General features: G+C 32.6%; 10 protein-coding genes and 2 pseudogenes. 9 read left to right on the forward strand and 3 right to left on the reverse strand.

Annotated features, from left to right (window positions below):
• Window positions 1-20 precede the first annotated feature (20 nt).
• The 6 genes and pseudogenes from SLH33_RS01680 to SLH33_RS01705 all read left to right on the forward strand — a co-directional run bounded on the left by SLH33_RS01680 (window position 21) and on the right by SLH33_RS01705 (window position 8,302).
• Window positions 21-2,162, forward strand: a complete 2,142-nt coding sequence (locus tag SLH33_RS01680) for a 3-hydroxyacyl-CoA dehydrogenase NAD-binding domain-containing protein (protein WP_320417325.1) — start codon at window positions 21-23, stop codon at window positions 2,160-2,162.
• A 25-nt stretch (window positions 2,163-2,187) separates the two neighbouring features.
• A complete protein-coding gene (locus tag SLH33_RS01685; RefSeq protein WP_320417326.1) occupies window positions 2,188-3,393 on the forward strand; it encodes an acyl-CoA dehydrogenase family protein in 1,206 nt (401 codons plus the stop codon).
• Window positions 3,394-3,443: 50 nt separating this feature from the next.
• Window positions 3,444-4,511, forward strand: coding sequence for a CoA transferase (locus tag SLH33_RS01690; RefSeq protein ID WP_320417327.1), 1,068 nt, complete (start codon window positions 3,444-3,446; stop codon window positions 4,509-4,511).
• 255 nt (window positions 4,512-4,766) lie between these two features.
• On the forward strand, window positions 4,767-5,213 hold the full coding sequence (locus SLH33_RS01695; protein WP_320417328.1) for a cold shock domain-containing protein: 447 nt from the start codon (window positions 4,767-4,769) through the stop codon (window positions 5,211-5,213).
• Between the two features lie 344 nt (window positions 5,214-5,557).
• Window positions 5,558-5,926 (forward strand): annotated as a pseudogene (locus SLH33_RS01700) (DUF4251 domain-containing protein); the annotation flags it as partial.
• A gap of 234 nt (window positions 5,927-6,160) precedes the next feature.
• Window positions 6,161-8,302, forward strand: coding sequence for a catalase (locus SLH33_RS01705; protein WP_320417330.1), 2,142 nt, complete (start codon window positions 6,161-6,163; stop codon window positions 8,300-8,302).
• Window positions 8,303-8,528: 226 nt separating this feature from the next.
• On the opposite strand, the gene SLH33_RS01710 is transcribed toward SLH33_RS01705, so the two are convergent.
• Window positions 8,529-9,707, reverse strand: a complete 1,179-nt coding sequence (locus SLH33_RS01710) for a tetratricopeptide repeat protein (RefSeq protein WP_320417331.1) — start codon at window positions 9,705-9,707, stop codon at window positions 8,529-8,531.
• A gap of 531 nt (window positions 9,708-10,238) precedes the next feature.
• Here SLH33_RS01710 and SLH33_RS01715 point away from each other — a divergent pair.
• The 3 genes and pseudogenes from SLH33_RS01715 (at window position 10,239) to SLH33_RS01725 (ending at window position 14,795) form a co-directional block, all read left to right on the forward strand.
• On the forward strand, window positions 10,239-12,410 hold the full coding sequence (locus SLH33_RS01715; protein WP_320417332.1) for an AAA family ATPase: 2,172 nt from the start codon (window positions 10,239-10,241) through the stop codon (window positions 12,408-12,410).
• Window positions 12,411-12,973: 563 nt separating this feature from the next.
• Window positions 12,974-13,680, forward strand: a pseudogene (locus SLH33_RS01720) (DUF2130 domain-containing protein).
• 2 nt (window positions 13,681-13,682) lie between these two features.
• Window positions 13,683-14,795 carry a hypothetical protein gene (locus SLH33_RS01725; protein ID WP_320417333.1) on the forward strand — a complete coding sequence of 371 codons (1,113 nt, stop codon included), beginning with the start codon at window positions 13,683-13,685 and terminating at the stop codon, window positions 14,793-14,795.
• An 869-nt stretch (window positions 14,796-15,664) separates the two neighbouring features.
• Here the strand turns inward: SLH33_RS01725 and SLH33_RS01730 are convergent.
• Window positions 15,665-16,636 (reverse strand): LacI family DNA-binding transcriptional regulator, encoded by a 972-nt coding sequence (locus tag SLH33_RS01730; protein WP_320417334.1) that lies wholly within the window; start codon window positions 16,634-16,636, stop codon window positions 15,665-15,667.
• Window positions 16,637-16,711: 75 nt separating this feature from the next.
• Entirely contained in the window at window positions 16,712-19,501 is a 2,790-nt protein-coding gene (locus SLH33_RS01735; RefSeq protein WP_320417335.1) for a T9SS type A sorting domain-containing protein, read from the reverse strand.
• Window positions 19,502-19,517: the final 16 nt, after the last annotated feature.

Consider the following 19,517-nt stretch of genomic DNA (forward strand, 5'->3'; position numbering starts at 1 on the left):
CTATAAAAGAAAGTATTAAAATGGAACATATAAACTATACGATAGACGCAGACGGTATTGCTTTTATTACTTGGGATGTAGCAAACTCTCCGGTTAATATCATGAATGCGGTAACCATGCCAGCTTTTTTCAGTACGATGGATCAAGCGTTGGAAGATGCTACGGTGAAAGGAGTTGTCATCAATTCAGCAAAAAACGATTTTATCGCAGGAGGAGATTTGAAATGGTTTTTAAACTACGATAAATCTAAAGAAGATTGCTATAATATGCTTTTAGAAACGCATAGAGCTATGCGTAGAATGGAGTTGAGTGAAAAACCTATTGTTGCTGCTATGAACGGATTAGCGCTGGGTGGCGGATTAGAGCTTGCCTTGGCGTGTAATCATAGGATTATGACTACGCATCCAAAAAATAAAACAGGATTGGTGGAATGTTCTGTGGGATTATTCCCGGGAGCGGGAGGAACACAACGTTACTTAAGAATGTTAGGTCCGCAAAAAACAATTCAGTACATTACACAATCTAAAAAATTTAATGCAGCACAGGCTTTAAAAGAAGGAATTGTAAGTGAACTTTGTACTCCAGAAGAAGATATCAATGCGAAGGCTAAAGAATGGATCTTGGCCAATGAAAAGACACAACAACCTTGGGATAACAAACGATTCCAAGTACCGGGAACTCCTGTGGGTGTCGGACAATTATCTGGTATAACAGAATTCTTCAGTGTGTCTAACGCCATGGCTTTCAAAAATACGCATGGGAACATGCCTCATATAAAAAACGTTTTAAGCGCTATTTATTACGGAGCTTCTTGTGGAATTGACAATGCGTTAGAAATAGAGGCAAGATATTTTACAGATACTTTGTTCACTAAAGAGAGTAAAAACATCATCCGTTCTTCATTTATTTTTATTGGAGATGCTGCTAAAGGAAAAGCAAAACCTAAAGGATTTGAAAAAGCTACTTATAACAAAATTGGCGTTTTAGGTGCGGGTATGATGGGTGCAGGAATTGCTTATGTAAGCGCAAAAGCCGGATTAGAGGTTGTTTTAAAAGATGTAACTAAGGAAGGCGCTGAAAAAGGGAAGAACTATTCTCAAATCGTTGAAAACAAGAAACTAGAAAAAGGGTATACTACTCAAGAAAAGATAGATGTTCTTTTAGAGAATATTCATCCGTCAGATGATGTTAACGATTTAAAAGATTGCGATTTAATTATTGAAGCTGTTTTTGAGAATGAAAAACTTAAAAATACCGTAACTAAAGAAACGGAAGCGGTAATTAAAGACGAAGTTATCTATGCTTCCAATACATCAAGTATTCCAATTACCACATTGGCAAAAGCTTCGTCTAAGCCAGATAAATACATTGGGTTACACTTTTTCTCTCCGGTAGATAAAATGCCATTAGTAGAAGTAATTGTAGGAAAAGAAACTTCTGAAGAAACCTTAGCTGCGGCTATAGATTATGTGATCAGAATTAAAAAAGTGCCTATTGTGGTTAATGACGGACGCGGATTCTTCACTTCTCGAGTTTTCGGAAAATTCGTAAACGAAGGAATTTCAATGCTTTCCGAAGGAATTCCACCGGCAGTCATTGAAAATGTGGCTAAGAAAATTGGTATGCCTGTAGGTCCCTTAGCCATTTCAGACGAGGTGAATTTAAAGCTGATGTTAGACATTATGGGTGAAGATCCTACGCTTACTGAGCACGAAAAGCAGTTAGAAAAAATCATCGCTAATATCGTTGAAGTTCACGGAAGAAAAGGAAAGAAAGAAGGCGCAGGTTTTTATGAATATCCTGATGGAGCTAAAAAATATCTGTGGTCAGAATGGAGTAACATATTCCCTGTAAAAGAAGATTATGATGAAGAAGAAGTAGGAAGAAGATTACTTTTTGCTATGGTTATAGATGCCTATAAGTGTATTGATTCAGGGGTTTTAAGAGAACCAAAAGATGCCGATGTGGGTTCTATTTTAGGTTTAGGGTTTCCAATTCACACAGGAGGGGTCATGTCTTATATCGATTATATAGGCGCTTCTGAATTTGCTGCGTACAGTGAAAAACTAGCGAGCCAATATGGCGAGCGTTTCCAATTACCAAAGAGCCTTAAAGAATTGATAGAAAAAGCAGAAAACAATAGAGTATTCTACAAAAATTAAACAAACAAATAAAAAATAAAGAAACATGTTACAAAACGTTTTACTAGAAAGAGAAATTTACGCATCAGAAGAGCATAAGATGATGCAACAAATGATTCAAGATTTCATTAACAATGAAGTGTTACCACAAACTGAAAAATGGGAAAAAAACGGTATGGTAAGTCGTGAAATTTGGGAAAGAGCAGGAGAGTTAGGGTTGTTATGTTTAGATATGCCGGTTGAGTATGGAGGTAGTGGTTTAGACTTTACTTTTAATGCCTTATTAATTGAAGAGTTTTCCAAAAAAGGTATTAGCGGTCCGGGGTTTTCATTACACTCAGATATTGTAGCTCCGTATCTTTTAAAATACGGTACAGAAGCCCAGAAACAAAAGTATTTACCACAAATGGCTTCAGGTAAAATGATTACCGCTATTGGTATGACAGAACCTAACTGTGGTAGTGATTTACAAGCCTTACGAACTACAGCGGTAGATAAAGGCGATCATTACTTAGTAAACGGACAAAAAACGTTTATTACCAACGGATACATGTCAGACATGGCCATTGTAGCCGTTAAAACCAATCCAGGTACAGAAAAACAAGGGATTTCTCTTTTAATTATGGAAAGTGCTTTAGATGGATTTGAAAAAGGAGTTCCTTTTAAGAAAATAGGGATGAAAGCACAAGATACCTGTGAGTTATTCTTTGATAATGTAAAAGTGCCAAAAGAGAACTCGTTAGGCAACGAAGGAGAAGGGTTTAAAATTATGATGACCGAATTAGCTAGAGAGCGTTTGTCTGTGGCCATTAGTGGTATTGCTATAGCAGAAGGAGCTATTGAAGAAACCATTGCTTATACTTCTACAAGAACCGCATTTAAACAACCGATTGCCGGTTTCCAAAACACACAGTTTAAATTAGCTGAATGCGCTACTCAATTGCAAATTCATCAAACCTTTGTAGATCGTTGTTCATTGTTATTAGCAGAACATAAATTAACAGCAGAAAGTGCTTCTATGGCTAAATTTTCAGCAACGGATATGTGCGGAAAAGTAGTGGATGAGTGCTTACAATTATTTGGTGGGTATGGGTATATGTGGGAATATCCAATTGCAAAAATGTATGCTGATAACCGTGTAGCAAGAATTTATGCAGGATCAAATGAAATCATGAAATTGTTAATTGCTCGTGGAATGTTTAAAGAATTATTTCAGCAAATGAAAGCCATGAGAAAAGCTAAAAAACAATAAAAACACATATTAAAGTTAAATATTAGGTAATAGTATTTAATATATTGTAAATGAAACAAATAAAAATTTTAAAAGAAGTAAAGGTTTTAGATTTTACGCGATTACTTCCAGGACCCTTAGGAACGCATTTTTTAAGCGAAATGGGCGCCGAAGTAACCAAGGTTGAAAGTCCGAAACGATTAGATTCTACGCGTTTTTATCAACCTAAAATGGGTGAGAATTCGGTTTTGTTTCATGTAATGAATAGTACTAAAGAATCTTTACTCATCGATTACGAATCTTCCGAAGGAAAAAAATTGATGCATCAAAAAATTAAAGAGACCGATGTTTTAATAGAACAATTCAGACCCGGTGCAATGGCAAGTTTTGGTCTCTCTTTTGAGGATGTTAAAAAGATTAATCCGAAGATCGTATACATTTCCATCACAGGATATGGACAAACCGGAGCGCTCAAAGACAAAGCAGGACATGATTTAAATTATGTAGCGCTTTCGGGCTTGTTAGATTTGAATAAAGACGAAAGAGGGAAACCGGTAATACCAGGATTTCAAATCGCTGACATTGCCGGTGGATCTTATATGTTGTTAGCAGCTTGCACAAGCGGCTTGTTAGCGCAGCAACGAGAACAAAAAGCGCAGTATATTGATCTATCGTTGTTAGACGCTGTTATTCCGTTAGGTACAGTCCCTCACGGAATTGAGCAAGGAGGTATTTCGTATAAAGAATTACCCATATTAAGTGGCGGATTAATGAATTACAACGTGTATGAATGCAAAGATTCACAATGGATTGTTTTTGCGCCTTTAGAACCTAAATTTTGGAATAATTTCTGTGATATGGTTCAGAAACCTGAGTGGAAGGCTACTAATGAAGTCGAATTGATACAAGGCGTTTGTAAAAAAGAAGATTTAGAGCAACTTTTTGGTCAAAAAACAAGAGATGAATGGGTAGCAATGGCTCAAAACTATGATATATGCTTATCTCCGGTGTTATCTCAAAGAGAAGTTTTACAATACCAACATGTTACTGATAGAGAGGTTTTTAAGAGCATTTCTGTGGGTAATGAAACAATACAAACATTCTCAAATCCTTTTAAAGTTTATTCAGATGAGGATTAACAACGTTTTACTCTTATTAAGTTTGTAGTATAGTGATTTAGTATGGTTATTAATAATTGAAAATCATTTAATAGTTTAAAATCAAAATATTAACAGTATATTTGTAATCGTTTAAAAAGAAGAGCATTGACTTATATAATCGCTCTGGCAAATTTTCAGATAAATATTCATTTATCTTTTCATAACCAACCGTTTAATACTTCTTTCAACATTCTTCTTACAGACCACCAAGTATAATTCTATTAAAACAAATGAATGGCAAAATCACAACAAACATTTAATAAAAGTGAAAAAGAAAAAAAGCGTTTAAAAAAACGTGAAGAAAAAAGAAAGAAAAAAGAAGCTCAAAAAGCAGAGAAAATTCCAGGGCAAGGTATTCAGTTTGCCTATGTAGATCATAATGGAAATTTAACTGATACTCCGCCAGATCCAACAATGAAAGTTAAAGTAGATGCAGAAAGCATTGTAATTGGTATTCCAAAAAAAGAAGACGTAGAGGAAGAGGATGCGGTACGAAAAGGGAAGGTATCTTTCTTTGATGCCTCTAAAGGTTTTGGGTTTATTATAGATGCCGAAAACCAAGAAAAATACTTTACCCATGTTAGCGGCATTATAGATGAAATTGCTGAGAATGATAAAGTATCTTTTGAATTAGAAAAAGGCCTAAAAGGAATGAACGCGGTTAAAGTTCAAAAAATATAATTCATAGTCATTATTTCCGATAAGAAAATGCTTGTGTTAAACAAGCATTTTTTTTGTTTAAATTTTTAGGGTGTTGATATTCATTCTTACAACACATTTTTAATCTGGTACTATTAGTTCAGTAAGTTTCATAATTATATACACAAAGAAAGATAGAGCAAATAGTGATAACTAAAAAGTGTTAAAAATCATTAGGTTAGCTTAAAAAAATGTAAATTTAAGCCTAATGTATAAGTATTTAAGAGATGAAAAATATAGTCTTTCTATTTTTTATTGTTGTGGTAACAAGCTGTGCTTCAAAAAAAGAAATAACGCCGCAACAACAAGCAGCCTTTGATAATATAATGAACAGTAAATCTTATAAAATTGAATCAAGTTGGGCATACCCAAGAGCCAGTAATGCTTTAATGAGTTTACAAAATGCACGGTTATTTCCTTTAGGAAGTACAGCGGGTATGATAGATATAACCGGTAATACCAACTATTTAATTATTAAAAACGATTCCGTTTCAGGCTACCTACCATATTTTGGAGAACGACAAATGGGAGGGTATTCCAATAGCAATAAAATAGGAATTGAGTTTAATGGGCAACCAAAAGATTATCAAATAACAAAAACGGATAAAGGTAATTACACAATAACATTTTCTGCTAAAGATGACAATTCTAACTCAGAAAGTTACCGTGTTACAGTACGTATTTTTCCTAATTTAACCACAAGCATTCATATTACCAGTTCTCATAGAACCTCTATAGAGTATAGAGGTAAATTACAAGAATACATAGAGAAAGATAAAACTTAAAAAAATTAGTTTATTTCTCACTCAAGAACAAATATGAACTGATATCGTATTTTCTTTAACTCATATGATGTTGTAAGTTGTTGAAATGTAGTAATATAAGTAATTTAGATGCTATATTATTTACTAATTACAACTCATTATATCATGGCAAAAAAAAATATAGAAAAAACCTCCGAATCTAAAAAAATACAAGATTTAGAAACACACAAAGTGGACTATGAAAACAATCCTATGACCACCAATCAAGGATTAAAAGTAAACGACACTAACAACTCTTTAAAAGCAGGCGTACGAGGAGCTACCTTATTAGAAGACTTTTTACTGCGTGAAAAAATTACCCATTTTGATCACGAACGCATTCCAGAACGCATTGTACATGCTAGGGGTAGTGGAGCACATGGTTATTTTCAGCTGACCAAAAGCATAAAAAAATACAGTAAAGCAGGTATTTTTACCGATACCAAACGCAAAACACCTGTTTTTGTTCGTTTTTCAACCGTAGCAGGTTCAAAAGGCTCTCCTGATTTAGCGAGAGATGTAAGAGGCTTTGCTGTAAAATTCTATACCGAAGAAGGCACATGGGATTTGGTGGGAAACAACATGCCTATTTTCTTTATTCAAGATGCTATGAAGTTTCCAGATCTAATCCATTCTGTAAAACCAGAACCGAATAATGAAATTCCGCAAGCAGCCTCGGCTCATGATACTTTTTATGATTTTGTTTCGCATACTACAGAAACCTTACACAATCATATTTGGGCCATGAGCGACAGAGCCATTCCGCGTAGTTTAAGAATGATGGAAGGTTTTGGTATTCATACCTTTAGATTGATCAATGATAAAAACGAATCTCATTTTGTAAAATTCCATTGGAAACCCAAATTAGGAGTGCATTCTGTAACTTGGGACGAAGCTGTTAAAATTAACGGTGCTGATGCCGATTTTCATCGTCGCGATTTATGGGATGCTATTGAAGCAGGACATTATCCGGAGTGGGAATTGGGGATACAAGTAGTTCCTGAAAAAGACGAACACAAATATGAATTTGACCTGTTAGACCCTACTAAATTGATTCCTGAAGAGCTGGTTCCGGTAGAAATTATTGGTAAAATGGTATTGAATCGAAACCCGGATAATTTCTTTGCAGAAACAGAGCAAGTTGCATTTTTACCAGGACATATTGTACCGGGTATAGATTTTACCAACGATCCGTTACTACAAGGGCGTTTGTTTTCGTACCGAGATACACAACTTTCTCGTTTAGGATCGCCTAACTTCCATCAAATACCTATTAACAAACCTATTACCAAGGTGTATAACAATGAGCGTGACGGACACATGCAAATGGATATACCAAAAGGACAAGGAGCGTATTTTCCTAATACGTTAATGGGTGGATGTCCGCACCTTAGTAAAATGAAAGAAGGAGGCTTTACGCATTATGAAGAGCGTATAGATGCGAAAAAAATTAGAGGCAGAAGTGAAAGTTTTAGCGATCATTTTTCGCAACCCGCATTATTTTACCGCAGTTTATCCGATTGGGAAAAAGAGCACGTGGCACAAGCTTATTCTTTTGAATTAGGAAAATGTACCCAAAAACATATTAAAGAGCGTATGCTATGGCTTATCAACAAAATAGATAAAAATCTGGCTAAAACTGTGGCTGAAAATTTAGGAATGAAAGTACCTAAAAGTATTAACAAACCTATCAACCAAGCTATTGGAGCAGATGCTAATGTAAAAGAACACCAACCGCAAGATCCTAAAAATTACTTAGACGAAGATCCTGCGTTGAGTCAAGCGAACACAAAGTTTGACACTATTGAAACGCGACAAATAGCGGTATTGGTAGCCGACGGATTTGACATGAAAGCCTTTAAAAAAATGACCTCTACGCTTGAAAAAGAAGGCGCTATGGTAAAATTGGTAGCGCCTCATGGCGGTACCGTAACCTGTAGCGATAACATGGAGCATGAAGTAGATGCTGCTATTGCCACTACCGAAAGTGTATTGTTTGATGCGGTATACATTCCCGGAGGGAAAAAAGCCGTAAAAGCGTTACAGAAAGAAGCAAAAATAAAAAAGTTCATTAACGAAGCTTTTAAGCATTGCAAAGCCATAGCGGCAGACGGAGAAGGAGAGGAGCTGTTAGATACAACCTTTGTAGCCGATTATAAAGACGATGCAGCTGTATGTATTAATGAAAAACCAAAACAGTTTAGAGATGCCATTGCACAACACCGTAATTGGGAACGACGCAAAGTAGCGATGGAAGTACCTGCGTAAACTTTTATGTATAGATTATTGAATTATTTTCATAAAGATCCCATGGCAACCCATGGGATTTTTTTATGCGTTGCGTTGTTTTTTACTTAAAAACATAGGTGGGAAGGCATATTACGGAAAACCGTAAACGAATATGGTTTTAATTGGATATTTTGGAGTCTATCAGAATACCTTTTGCCTGAAATGACGATAGGGGAATGTAATGTGTGTGAAATGAATTAGTAAGTTATAAACTTAATTTGTCCGTAACTTTTTTTAAATAACTATCAAGTTTATAGGTTGTTGAATCTAATTCTTTAGCTTTAGTAAAGTACTCTAGAGCTTGTTCATATTCAAAATTATAATAATGATACATACCAAAATTAAAATAGCAATAGGAATTTGTTCCATCTAATGTCATTGATTTTTCAAGGTCTTTGAGTCCTTCTTCTTTTAAACCAAGTTTAATTTTAGCAAATCCTCTATTATTGAGTGCGTAAGCAAAACTGTCTTCTAACAATATAGCTTTCTCAAAATCTTTTATAGCACTTTTATAATCTCCTATAAGATTGTATGTATAACCACGATTATTTAATGCGTTACTATTATTAGGATCAATTTTAATTGCTTCGTCATAGTCTTTAATTGCCCCATCGTAATTACCAAAAAATGATTTTATTAATCCTGAATTTGAAAAATCATTTGAGTTGAATGTTTTTTTAGACCTATTACTGTATAAATTATTTATTCTTGCAGCATTGGTGTTATCCTTTATCTGTAAATATGCACTTATTAATAATTGATAGATAATATTTTCCTGATAACCTTTATCAAGAACTTTTTCTAATTCTAAAGCAGCTAGTTCATAGTCTTGATTGTTGTAATGTTTAGCTCCTAAAATATATCCATCAGAAATATTTTTATACTTCAACAAATCCATTATTTGTTTACCATCATTAAACACGGTAGTTCCATCATAAAGCTCTATAGGATTTTTACTTGGGACTATGTTTATATAGAAGTCGTAATATGTAGATATATTGAAAAAAAATAGAACAATTTTAACATTGTCATTAAAATTACTAAAGAAAACTAAATAACTTAAAATCATTGATAAACTCAATGATGCCAAAGGTCCCATTAAATCAATAAATATTTGCTTGTTTATTGAAAGTGTTTTTTGCTCTAATACACAAAGGCCAATTTTCCAATGAAAAGGATTATTGTTAAAAAAAAGTTCTAATCTTCCAATTTGGATTCTAAAACTTTTTGTTGGATCTCCATGAGAACCTAAATATAGAGTTACTTTTTTATCTGTAAATATCAGAGCAGGAATACCATGACCTAACTCATGAATTAAAGTAGAAAAAGGTCTTAACACCGTAATAAATAGCAATAAGAAAATTAAATAATAAAAAAACAACATATGCTTTTTGATTCTCTAAATGTTTGATTTACGGTTTCGAATATAATCTAAATTATTTTGTTGAAATGTACATTACTTAACAATGAATACCTTAAAACAATTTGTTGTTTAATATAATATCCGTCGATATAATACGCTGGTGCGTAATTATATCTGATATTATATCAAATACGTGGTATTCGTCGTTTTGCTCATATATTATATTTGTACTATAATGTTCTCGCGTTATGTAACTTGAGCTTTGGATAAAAGCGAAAGTCCTTTCTAAAGTTTCTGAAAAAATTTTACTCCAAAAGTTTCTTTAATACAGTTAATGGAACACTCTTTACACGAAACGACGATAGGAGAGTAGTGTAATGTGTGTGGAATGATAATTTGTGTTAAAAACTTTATTTACTTTACGGTTTTCCCTCACGTTAATTCCTACAATATTTCGTAGATTTAAAATCTCCCTTAATTAACAATTTTTAATTACATAATAGCAATGTCGATTAATACGACATAGTCAATTGCTATATAAAACTACCAGATATGATTAATAAAATTAAAATACATAAAACTGCTTCATATATGGAGATGGTTGAAATTGAACCATCTGAAGTGAATTATTTTTACGGAAGTAATGGAACAGGCAAAACCTCATTGGGTAATGTAATAGATGATTGTAGTTCTTATGAAGATTGTTCATTAGATTGGGAATCAAGTACAATTGAAACTTTGGTTTATAATAAAAATTTTGTTAACTCGAGCTTTAATCAAAGTAATGCAATTGAAGGGATTTTTACTCTCGGAAAAGATGAGACAAATGCACAAACCTTCATCAAAGAGTCTAATATTGAAATAGATAGCTTAACTAAAAGTATTGACGGATTAATAGAAGCTATTGAAAAGCAAGAGTCAATTTTAGCTAAAAAGAAAAGAGAAACCATTAACAAAGCATGGCAAATTAAGCTTAAATATGAAGAGTTTTTCAGACCTGCTTACCAAGGGTTTATGGGAAGTGGAGAAGCCTTTTTCAATAAGTGTATTAGTGAAATTGGTAATACTTCTGTTTTATTAAATGAAGATGATATCAAAGATAAATGCAGAAAAGTTTTTAATGATGATTTGAAGTCATTTAATCAAATCAAACAGTTTGAATATCCTGAATTAACTATTAAAGAAAATTCCAAAATTCTTTCGACAAAAATTATTGGAAAAGAAGATGTTGAGATTGGGAAGTTAATTAAAAAGCTTGATAATAGTGACTGGATTAAAGATGGAGTGGATTACTTAAAAATTACAGAAAATCAATGTCCTTTTTGTCAACAAGAAGTTAGTAAATCGTTGAAAAATGAAATAGAATCATTTTTTGATGAAACTTACGAGAATAAAAAGTTAGAATTAAATGATTTTATACAAGAATATAAAAGGTATGTTAATGAACTGATTACAAACGCCAAATCCATATTAGAAGAAGACATAATTATTCTTGAATTTGATGATTTAAAAAATAAAATAGAACTTTTAGAAGAACAGTATAAGTCAAATGTTATTATACTTCAATCAAAACAAAAAACGCCAAGTATTGAAATAGAATTAAAATCTTTAGAACCTGTTTTAAAAAGTATTGCAAGTATTATTAAAAAGTTTAGAGAGGAAATAGAAGCAAATAATAAGACTGTAAAAAACATTACGAAAGAAAAGGATGATTTAAAATCTGAAATATGGCAATTTGTATTAAATGAATTAAAGTTAGATTTAAGAACATATACAAAGACTAAAGAAGATGTAGAAAAGGCAAAAGGAGGAATGAATAAGTCTAAAAAAGAAAAAACTGATAAAAGGCTTGAACTCCAGAAGCAAGTGAATTTAAAAGAGTCTGAAATCACAAGTGTACTTCCAACAGTCAATGAAATAAATAAAATTCTTACTCTTTTTGGATTTACAAATTTTAAGCTTGACGAATCAGAAACTAAAGGATTTTATAAAATTGTCAGAGAAGATGGAACTGAAGTCAACGAATCGTTAAGTGAAGGAGAGTATACATTTATTACTTTTTTATATTTCTATCATCTATTAAAAGGAAGTAAATCTGAAACAGGAATTGCAACAAATAAAGTAGTTGTAATTGATGACCCAATTTCAAGTCTTGATAGTAATATATTGTTTGTTGTGAGCAACTTAATTAAAGAAGTTGTCGAAGATGTAAAGAAAGGTAAACATGGAGTTAAACAGATTTTTGTTTTAACACATAATGTATATTTTTATAAGGAAGTAACATTTTTAGGAAGTAGGTATAGTCATTCAAATAAGGTTTCTTTTTGGATAGTTCGAAAGTTAGACAATCAAACCAAAATAATTAAGCATCCAGAAAACCCAATTCAAACAACATATGAATTATTATGGAGAGAATTAGATGATTTAGAGAACATCAATACAGCAACAATTTTTAATACTTTACGAAGAATTTTAGAATATTATTTTAACATTCTTGGAGGGTTAGGTTATGAGGACGCAATAAGTAAATTTGAAGGGGAAGAACTAATAATATGTAAATCGTTGGTTTCATGGATAAATGATGGATCGCATTTTATTAATGATGATTTGGTTGTGTTTGTGGAACCAGAAAGTATAGAAAAGTATCTAAAAGTATTTAGAGACATATTTAATAAAATGGGACATGAAAGTCATTATAATATGATGAGAAGAATAAAAACTTAAGTAGCATGAAAAACGAAACTCAAATAAAATGCCCAAACTGTGGAACATCAATAGATGTACAAGATATTTTAACTCATCAACTTGAAGAAGAAATAAAACAAAAATATCAAACTCAAATTGCTGAAGAAAAAAAGAAATATGAAGCAGAACAAAAAAAGTTAAATGAAGATAAACTTGAGTTTGAAAAAAAGAAAAAACAAGAAAATGAGCTATTTCAAGAACGATTAGAAAATCAGTTAAAAGAAGAAAAGAAAGAAATAGAATTAAAACTAAAACTTAAATTAAAAGAAGAACAATCTGAACAATTTGATGCTTTACAAAAAGAATTGAATGAAAAGTCAGATCAAGTAAAAGAATTGAATCGTTCTAAAGCAGAGATTGAAAAGTTAAAGCGTGAAAAAAATGAACTAAAAGAAGCCGCTGAAGCAGAAGCACAAAAGAAGCTAAATGAAATACTAATTGCTGAAAAGGAGAAGATTAAAAAATCTGAAGAAGAAAAGAATGAATTACGTTTCAAAGAAATGCAAAAGCAACTGGAAGACCAGAAAAAGCTTACTGAAGAGATGAAACGTAAGCAGGAGCAAGGTTCGATGCAACTTCAAGGAGAAGTTCAAGAGTTAGCAATAGAAGAGTGGTTAGAATCAAAATTCCCATTAGATACAATTGAGGAAATAAAAAAAGGAGTTAGAGGAGGAGATTGTATTCAAATTGTCCATACAAGAACAGAACAAAATTGTGGTTCGATATATTATGAAAGTAAGAGAACTAAAGACTTTCAACCGAGTTGGATTGAAAAATTTAAAGCTGACATAAGAGATAGAGGAGCAAATATTGGAGTTTTGGTAACAGAGGTTATGCCATCTGATATGGATAGAATGGGATTGAAAGATGGTATTTGGATATGCAATTATGAAGAATTAAAGGGCTTTGTGTTGTTTTAAGAGAAGGTATTATACAGGTAAATAATGCTGTTATAACTCAAGAAAATAAAGGAGATAAAATGGATTTGCTTTATGACTATTTAACAAGTAGTACATTCAGAATGCAAATAGAAGCTATTGTTGAAGGATTTACACAAATGAAATCAGATTTAGATAGTGAGAAACGTTCAATGCAAAGAATTTGGAAACAAAGAGAAAAGCAAATTGAAAAGGTTGTAACCAACACGATTGATATGTATGGTTCAATAAAAGGAATTGCTGGTAATGCAATACAATCTGTGAAAGCATTGGAATTACCAGAAGGTGATGACGATTTCGAATTAAACTGATTATGGAAGATTATACTCATGAAGAAATATATAAGTTAGTAGGCAAGAAAGATAAAACTGCTGGAATAACATTCAAATATAATAGTGAATCAGTAAAAATTTATGGCCAATTTGTAACTGTTGTTTTTTTATACACTCAAAAAGAAAGAGAAGAACTTGATGAATTAGTAAAAACAAGTCCATTTTCCAAGCATGGAATTTTAAAAGTGAGATATTTAGCTGGAAATTTATCTAAAGAGCAAATAAAAAAATTAGAACTTGAAGGAATTAATTCAAATGATATTGCTTGCATAAATTATTTTGTTCACGACCCAAAAAACACTTATCACTCTAAAGAAAAACGAACAGTTAAGACTCTTAATATTCCTATGAGGACATCTCCAAAAGGTGGAGATTATAATTGGATTTATGGTTTCCAGAAAAAACTTATTAATGATGGTGTAGGTTTTACTCCAATGGATAGACATTTTTATTTAGCGCTTAAATTTTATTTTGAGCCTGATAATTTATCTAATGAAGAAGTTCAAGAAATCTATCCAAATGGTGATTTAATAATGAAAGAGGAAATAGAGTGGGAGTTATTTAAAATTAAATATCAAAAGGAAGAATTAACGCAGGAAGAAAAAAAGAAATGTACTTTAATGTATAGGCAAAAACAAGAGGAATCAAAGATCATTTTAAATAAGTATTTAAATGAATCTGGAAGTAGTTTAAAAAAACTAATTGCAGATAATATTGAACAAGCTGCTGAATTACTCATAAAAGTTGAGCATTTTAAGGATATAAAACTAAATGTAATGGGACTAGTTCCAATATATTTGGATATTGAAAGATACTTACATGTATATATGCGACATGTAGAAGAAATGCAAGTAAATAAGCATTTTGAACATAAAGATAATTTCCAATGGGATGAAGAAAATGTAACGTTCGTAATGAAAGAAGTTGTAAATGAGATTAATGATGAAGTTCAAGAATTTTTTAAGCTGAATCCTGGTAAAAGATATAGTAGATATGGAGAAAAAAGTATATATTTTCAAGGAGACTATTATACAATACATATAGAACCAACAGGTCGAATAAGTACTTTTCACAAGAATAGGAAAAATCTATGATTACCTATATAATGTAAACACGATGTGAAATTTGGCCTCATAAAATTTTGATTAAAACAATAGACGAGCAGAACGACCATATTTTAGGGTTTTAGCATTACAGTTTCTTAATTATTTCTATTTTACATAATATATCTACATAATTTTAATAATTATAGGCTTTCCTAAAATATAGTGAAGCGAGCCGTTAATTGTTTTCAAAATTATATGCAGCCTTGATTTTTTGTTTACTCGCTACATATTTAATATTGTGGTACTCGTGAATCTCACAGGCTCGATTTCTTTTTGCATCAAGGCAAAAGATAGCGCACAAAAAGAAAACTTTAATTGGAGTTCTATATAGAACAAGTGTATAGAAATTTGCTCGCAGAGAAATTTTATACTCTTGTGGCAACTTGACGAGAATTGCTTAAAAATTTTTTTGACGTACATTTTATCAAATACGCGAATTTTAAAACAGAGCAAAAAGTGAAGCTTTTATATGGCGTTGGCAAGCGATGGATAATTGTGTGTAAAATAAATTGTGATAACAATTTGATTTTATAAAACAATCGAGCGCTTTGGTAGCGGCTATTTTACATAACGGCAAATTATAGTTACAAATGACTTTCCTTTTAAAAATAGAATTCAAATCCACGAGAATCGCGTATTTAAAATTTTCTTGACCAAATTTACTGAATATTTTAAAAGAATTAATAAAGACAAGTTAATTAGCCGTAATTTCTTTTAACATAATATCTGCTGATATAAGTCTAAAGACGTTATATCTGATATTATGCTAAATAGCCTGAAATGCGGCTATACAGAAATTACTATATATTTGCACTATAATTAATATTATGTTAAATAGAATATTTCAGAACCCTGCTCTAGGTTCCGTGAATCTCTAATGTACTTTTTACCACATTAGTTACCGGATCTGGGTTTCTGTTTTTTAATCTACGTAATAATAATTTTACCGCATTGGCTCCAATTAACTGTGCGTGTTGGTTTACCGTAGATAATTTTGGATGCGAATACTCCGATAAGATTCCCTGACTAAAACTAATAATAGAAACATCTTTAGGCACTTCAAATGTTAACGTGCGTACCAAATTCAACGATATAATTCCTGAAAGTTCATCCAACGCTAAAATGGCATCCACATTTTGTGTTAACAGCTTTCTGTTTAATTGAAATTCAATTTCTTCCTCAGATTCTGACTCAATAATATCAATTCCTTCCGCAGTTAAGGCTCCTTCTCTACGTAACTTCCCTATCCACAGGTTTTTAAGCATAGAAACCACTAAAATATTCTTTTTGCCACTGTTGGTAAAGTATTCAATAGCATTTTTTGCAGCATCATAATCGTCAATCACCACTTTATCCACATCTAAACCATCAAAATAACGATCAAAGAACACAAACGGAATCTCTTTTTTACGTAATTCTAAAATATGTTTGGTTTGATTTAGCATTTCCGACTCTTCAGACGGTGCCATTAACACTCCGTCTACACAACCATTAGAAAAATACGATAGTCCTTCTTTTTCGGCAATAAACGTTTCATTGGAGATAGAAATAATGGTTTTATAGCCATTTTTACGTGCTTCCGACTCTATTCCGTATAGAATTTTAGTGTAAAAATGATTAAAAATATTAGGAATGATCACTCCCAACGTTTTTGTTTCTTTTCTACGTAAATTAATAGCAATATTATTAGGGGTATATTGCTTTTCTTGAGCTAATGTTAGTATTTTTTGTTTGGTTTCTTTGCTGATTTCATGACTGTCACTCAATGCTTTAGAAACGGTTGATACCGAAACATTTAACTCTTTTGCTAAATCTTTTAATGTTACCATACAAGTTTAAAATAGTAGTATATAAAAGAAAAAGCTCTAGTAATAGTAGAGCTACTAGAGCTTTTTCTTAAGTTGTTATTTTTTAATGAATCGTTTGTTGATTCGTTTTCCGTCTTTTTCAATAATTATAGAATATACTCCTGATGGTAATCCAGAAACATCTATAGTTTTATTGTTCTTAATAGTGACCTTTTGCAAACTTCCAGTTTGCAAATTATAGATACTAATTTTAGAATCTTTTAAATCTGTGTTAAAATTCACAATTGTTTCTGCAGGATTTGGATAAATCTCTAATTGTTGAGTTTCTGTAACTCTTGCACTTGCACTACTGCTACCACAGCTACCTGATACAAAATTCATTTTACTGTTTATAGTGGTGTTTTCTCCGCCTGTTGGCAAGCTATACGTATAATAAAAATACACGGTGTCTCCTGTAGTTGCATTGATAGCATACGGAACATTAGGTTGCGCTAAATACCCCGGATAGGTTGCATTTTCAGCAGTACTATAGTATAAAATAAGGGTTGTATCTCCTACACCTGCTGTTTGTGGTACAAATGTTAAAAAAGAACCTTCAGAAGTTGTAGAAATTTGCACAGTAAATTGTCCGTTTGCAGCAGCTTGGATACATCCATTTGTGGGTGGCGGAGTTACTGTGGTTGCATCGGTAAATGTAAATTGCTCCCACGTATCTTGAGAGTCTGTTCCTACTTGTTTTAAAACACCTTCGCTATTCATTTGTAATCTTCGTAAATTACTTTCTAAAGTAGTTAAGTAAAACGTTCCATTTCCTGCCGGAGTAATTTGCCAACTTTCCCAAGTACCTGCGTAACTTGTGGGTTGCATATCGGTAAAATCAGTATTATCAGAACGAAGTCTTGCATTTCCTTGTCCGCCAACACAATCAATAAAATAACTGTTATTAGCAGTAGCGGTAAATTTCCATTCTACAGTAGCTCCGGTTGCAGTTGTAGAAGTACTAAACGGATCTTCTGAACCATTGGCCCCTACTCTTTTATTATGAAACGAATTATCAATATAATACACTTTATTAGGATCAGGAACAAACGTATTAACAGATGCTACTGAAACATTAAAAATAAGGTTGCTGGAAGCTCCGCAATTGTTGGTAAAAGTAGCCACGTAGTTACCCGAATTACTTGTTTGAGCGTTAGAAACGGTAATTTCTCTTGTATTGGCAGAAAACCCATTAGGCCCAGTCCATGTCCAATTACCATCAGAAGCAGGTTGTGGACCAAAACTAACACTATCTCCTGTTTGAAGAGAAACAGATGTATTAGATGCCCACCCTTGGCTATTTACATTATAATATGGTGTAACAGCGGAAGGTTGACAAACAGTTGTGTTTCCATCTTCCCACACAATATCATCCATTGCGAACTGAAAATTTCTATCTGGTATCGCACCATCATTTCCAATACGTATCATATATGACATGTCTTGAAACGCTACTAAACCACCTAAATCACTTATAGGTATGGTTACTTGTCCCCATTCTCCATTTCTAACCAAACCATATTTTGTCTCTCCTGCTGGAAATTTAACTTCTGCGGCATTGGTATAATTATCATTTACTCCTATGATAAATGAAACATCCGCAGGAATTTTAATTTTAAATTTCAGTGATCCGTTTTCGGTATAATTCGACATGTTTTTACCATACAGACTTATAATTCCTGCTCCAAACCAACCTTTTTCTTTAACATTGGTAAATGAAAGCACGTTATCACCTTCATAAGGAGCGATATCTGTGTTTTCTACTAGTGTTCCGTCAAAAATGTAAAACTCAGAATCTACTCCAAAATTTAAACTATTTGTAGATGGTGTAGTATCTGTAAACACGCCAAAAGTGCCATTTTCAGCAGCAATTGTACCGTCAGAAAAACTTACACTTCCATGACCATTCCACTTATGCACACGCACATAATCTACATACATTTTACCTGGTAATGGCGCTGTGATTCCGTCGTTAGATGCTACTCCCGGTAACGTACCACCAACAGCCATATTTAACAACATATAAAATGGTTTTGTAAACGGTGCTGTATTTGGGTTTTCAGCATCTATAGGAAACGGATTTTCGTACAAATCATATTCTGTACCTCCATCAATTACGGTAAATCGAATTTGAGTAGGCTCCCAATAAATTCTGTATTTTACAAATCGATCATTTAAAGGTGTACTAGCCACATAAGGTTTGTTATAATCTACATCATACGCTATGTTTCCTACACCACCTCCCGGGATTGGAAAGAAAGTATTAGCTCCTACATAATTGTTTACTGTAGAGGATGTTTCTCCTTGGTGATCTCTACCAGCTTTACTAAAGCCCATTTCCATGATATCAATTTCTCCTTTAGAAGGCCACGTTAAGTTGGCAGTACCTAGCATCCAAACCGCAGGCCATAACCCTTGTTCTAGATTGGGTACACGCACACGGGCTTCTATCATACCATAATGAATAGCTACTTTATCTTCTGTAATTACTTTACCAGAAGTATAAGCTCTTGAACCTGAATTTTCTCTTTTAGCTTCAATGACCAAAGCTTTATTACCAGCTTCCCCTGGGATGTCAGCAACATACACGTTGTTTTCTTCATAAGATTGAAGTTCTTGATTTCCCCAACCGCATAGACCCACGTTACAACCATCGCCCACATCCTTGGTCCATTGTTGGTTGTTAAAAGTATTGAAATTATCTTCCCAAATAACTTCTCCTACCTGAGCTTGAAAAGTTAACGAGGTTAAAAAAAAGAGTATAAAAAGGCTAAAACTCCTCATTATATTATGTATGGTAGAGGTTTTCTTGTTTTTTAAAACCTCAAGAATATTATTATTTTTCATATTGATTGCATTTAAA

Origin of the sequence: Tenacibaculum sp. IB213877 (assembly GCF_034043975.1) — a bacterium.
GTDB lineage: Bacteria > Bacteroidota > Bacteroidia > Flavobacteriales > Flavobacteriaceae > Polaribacter.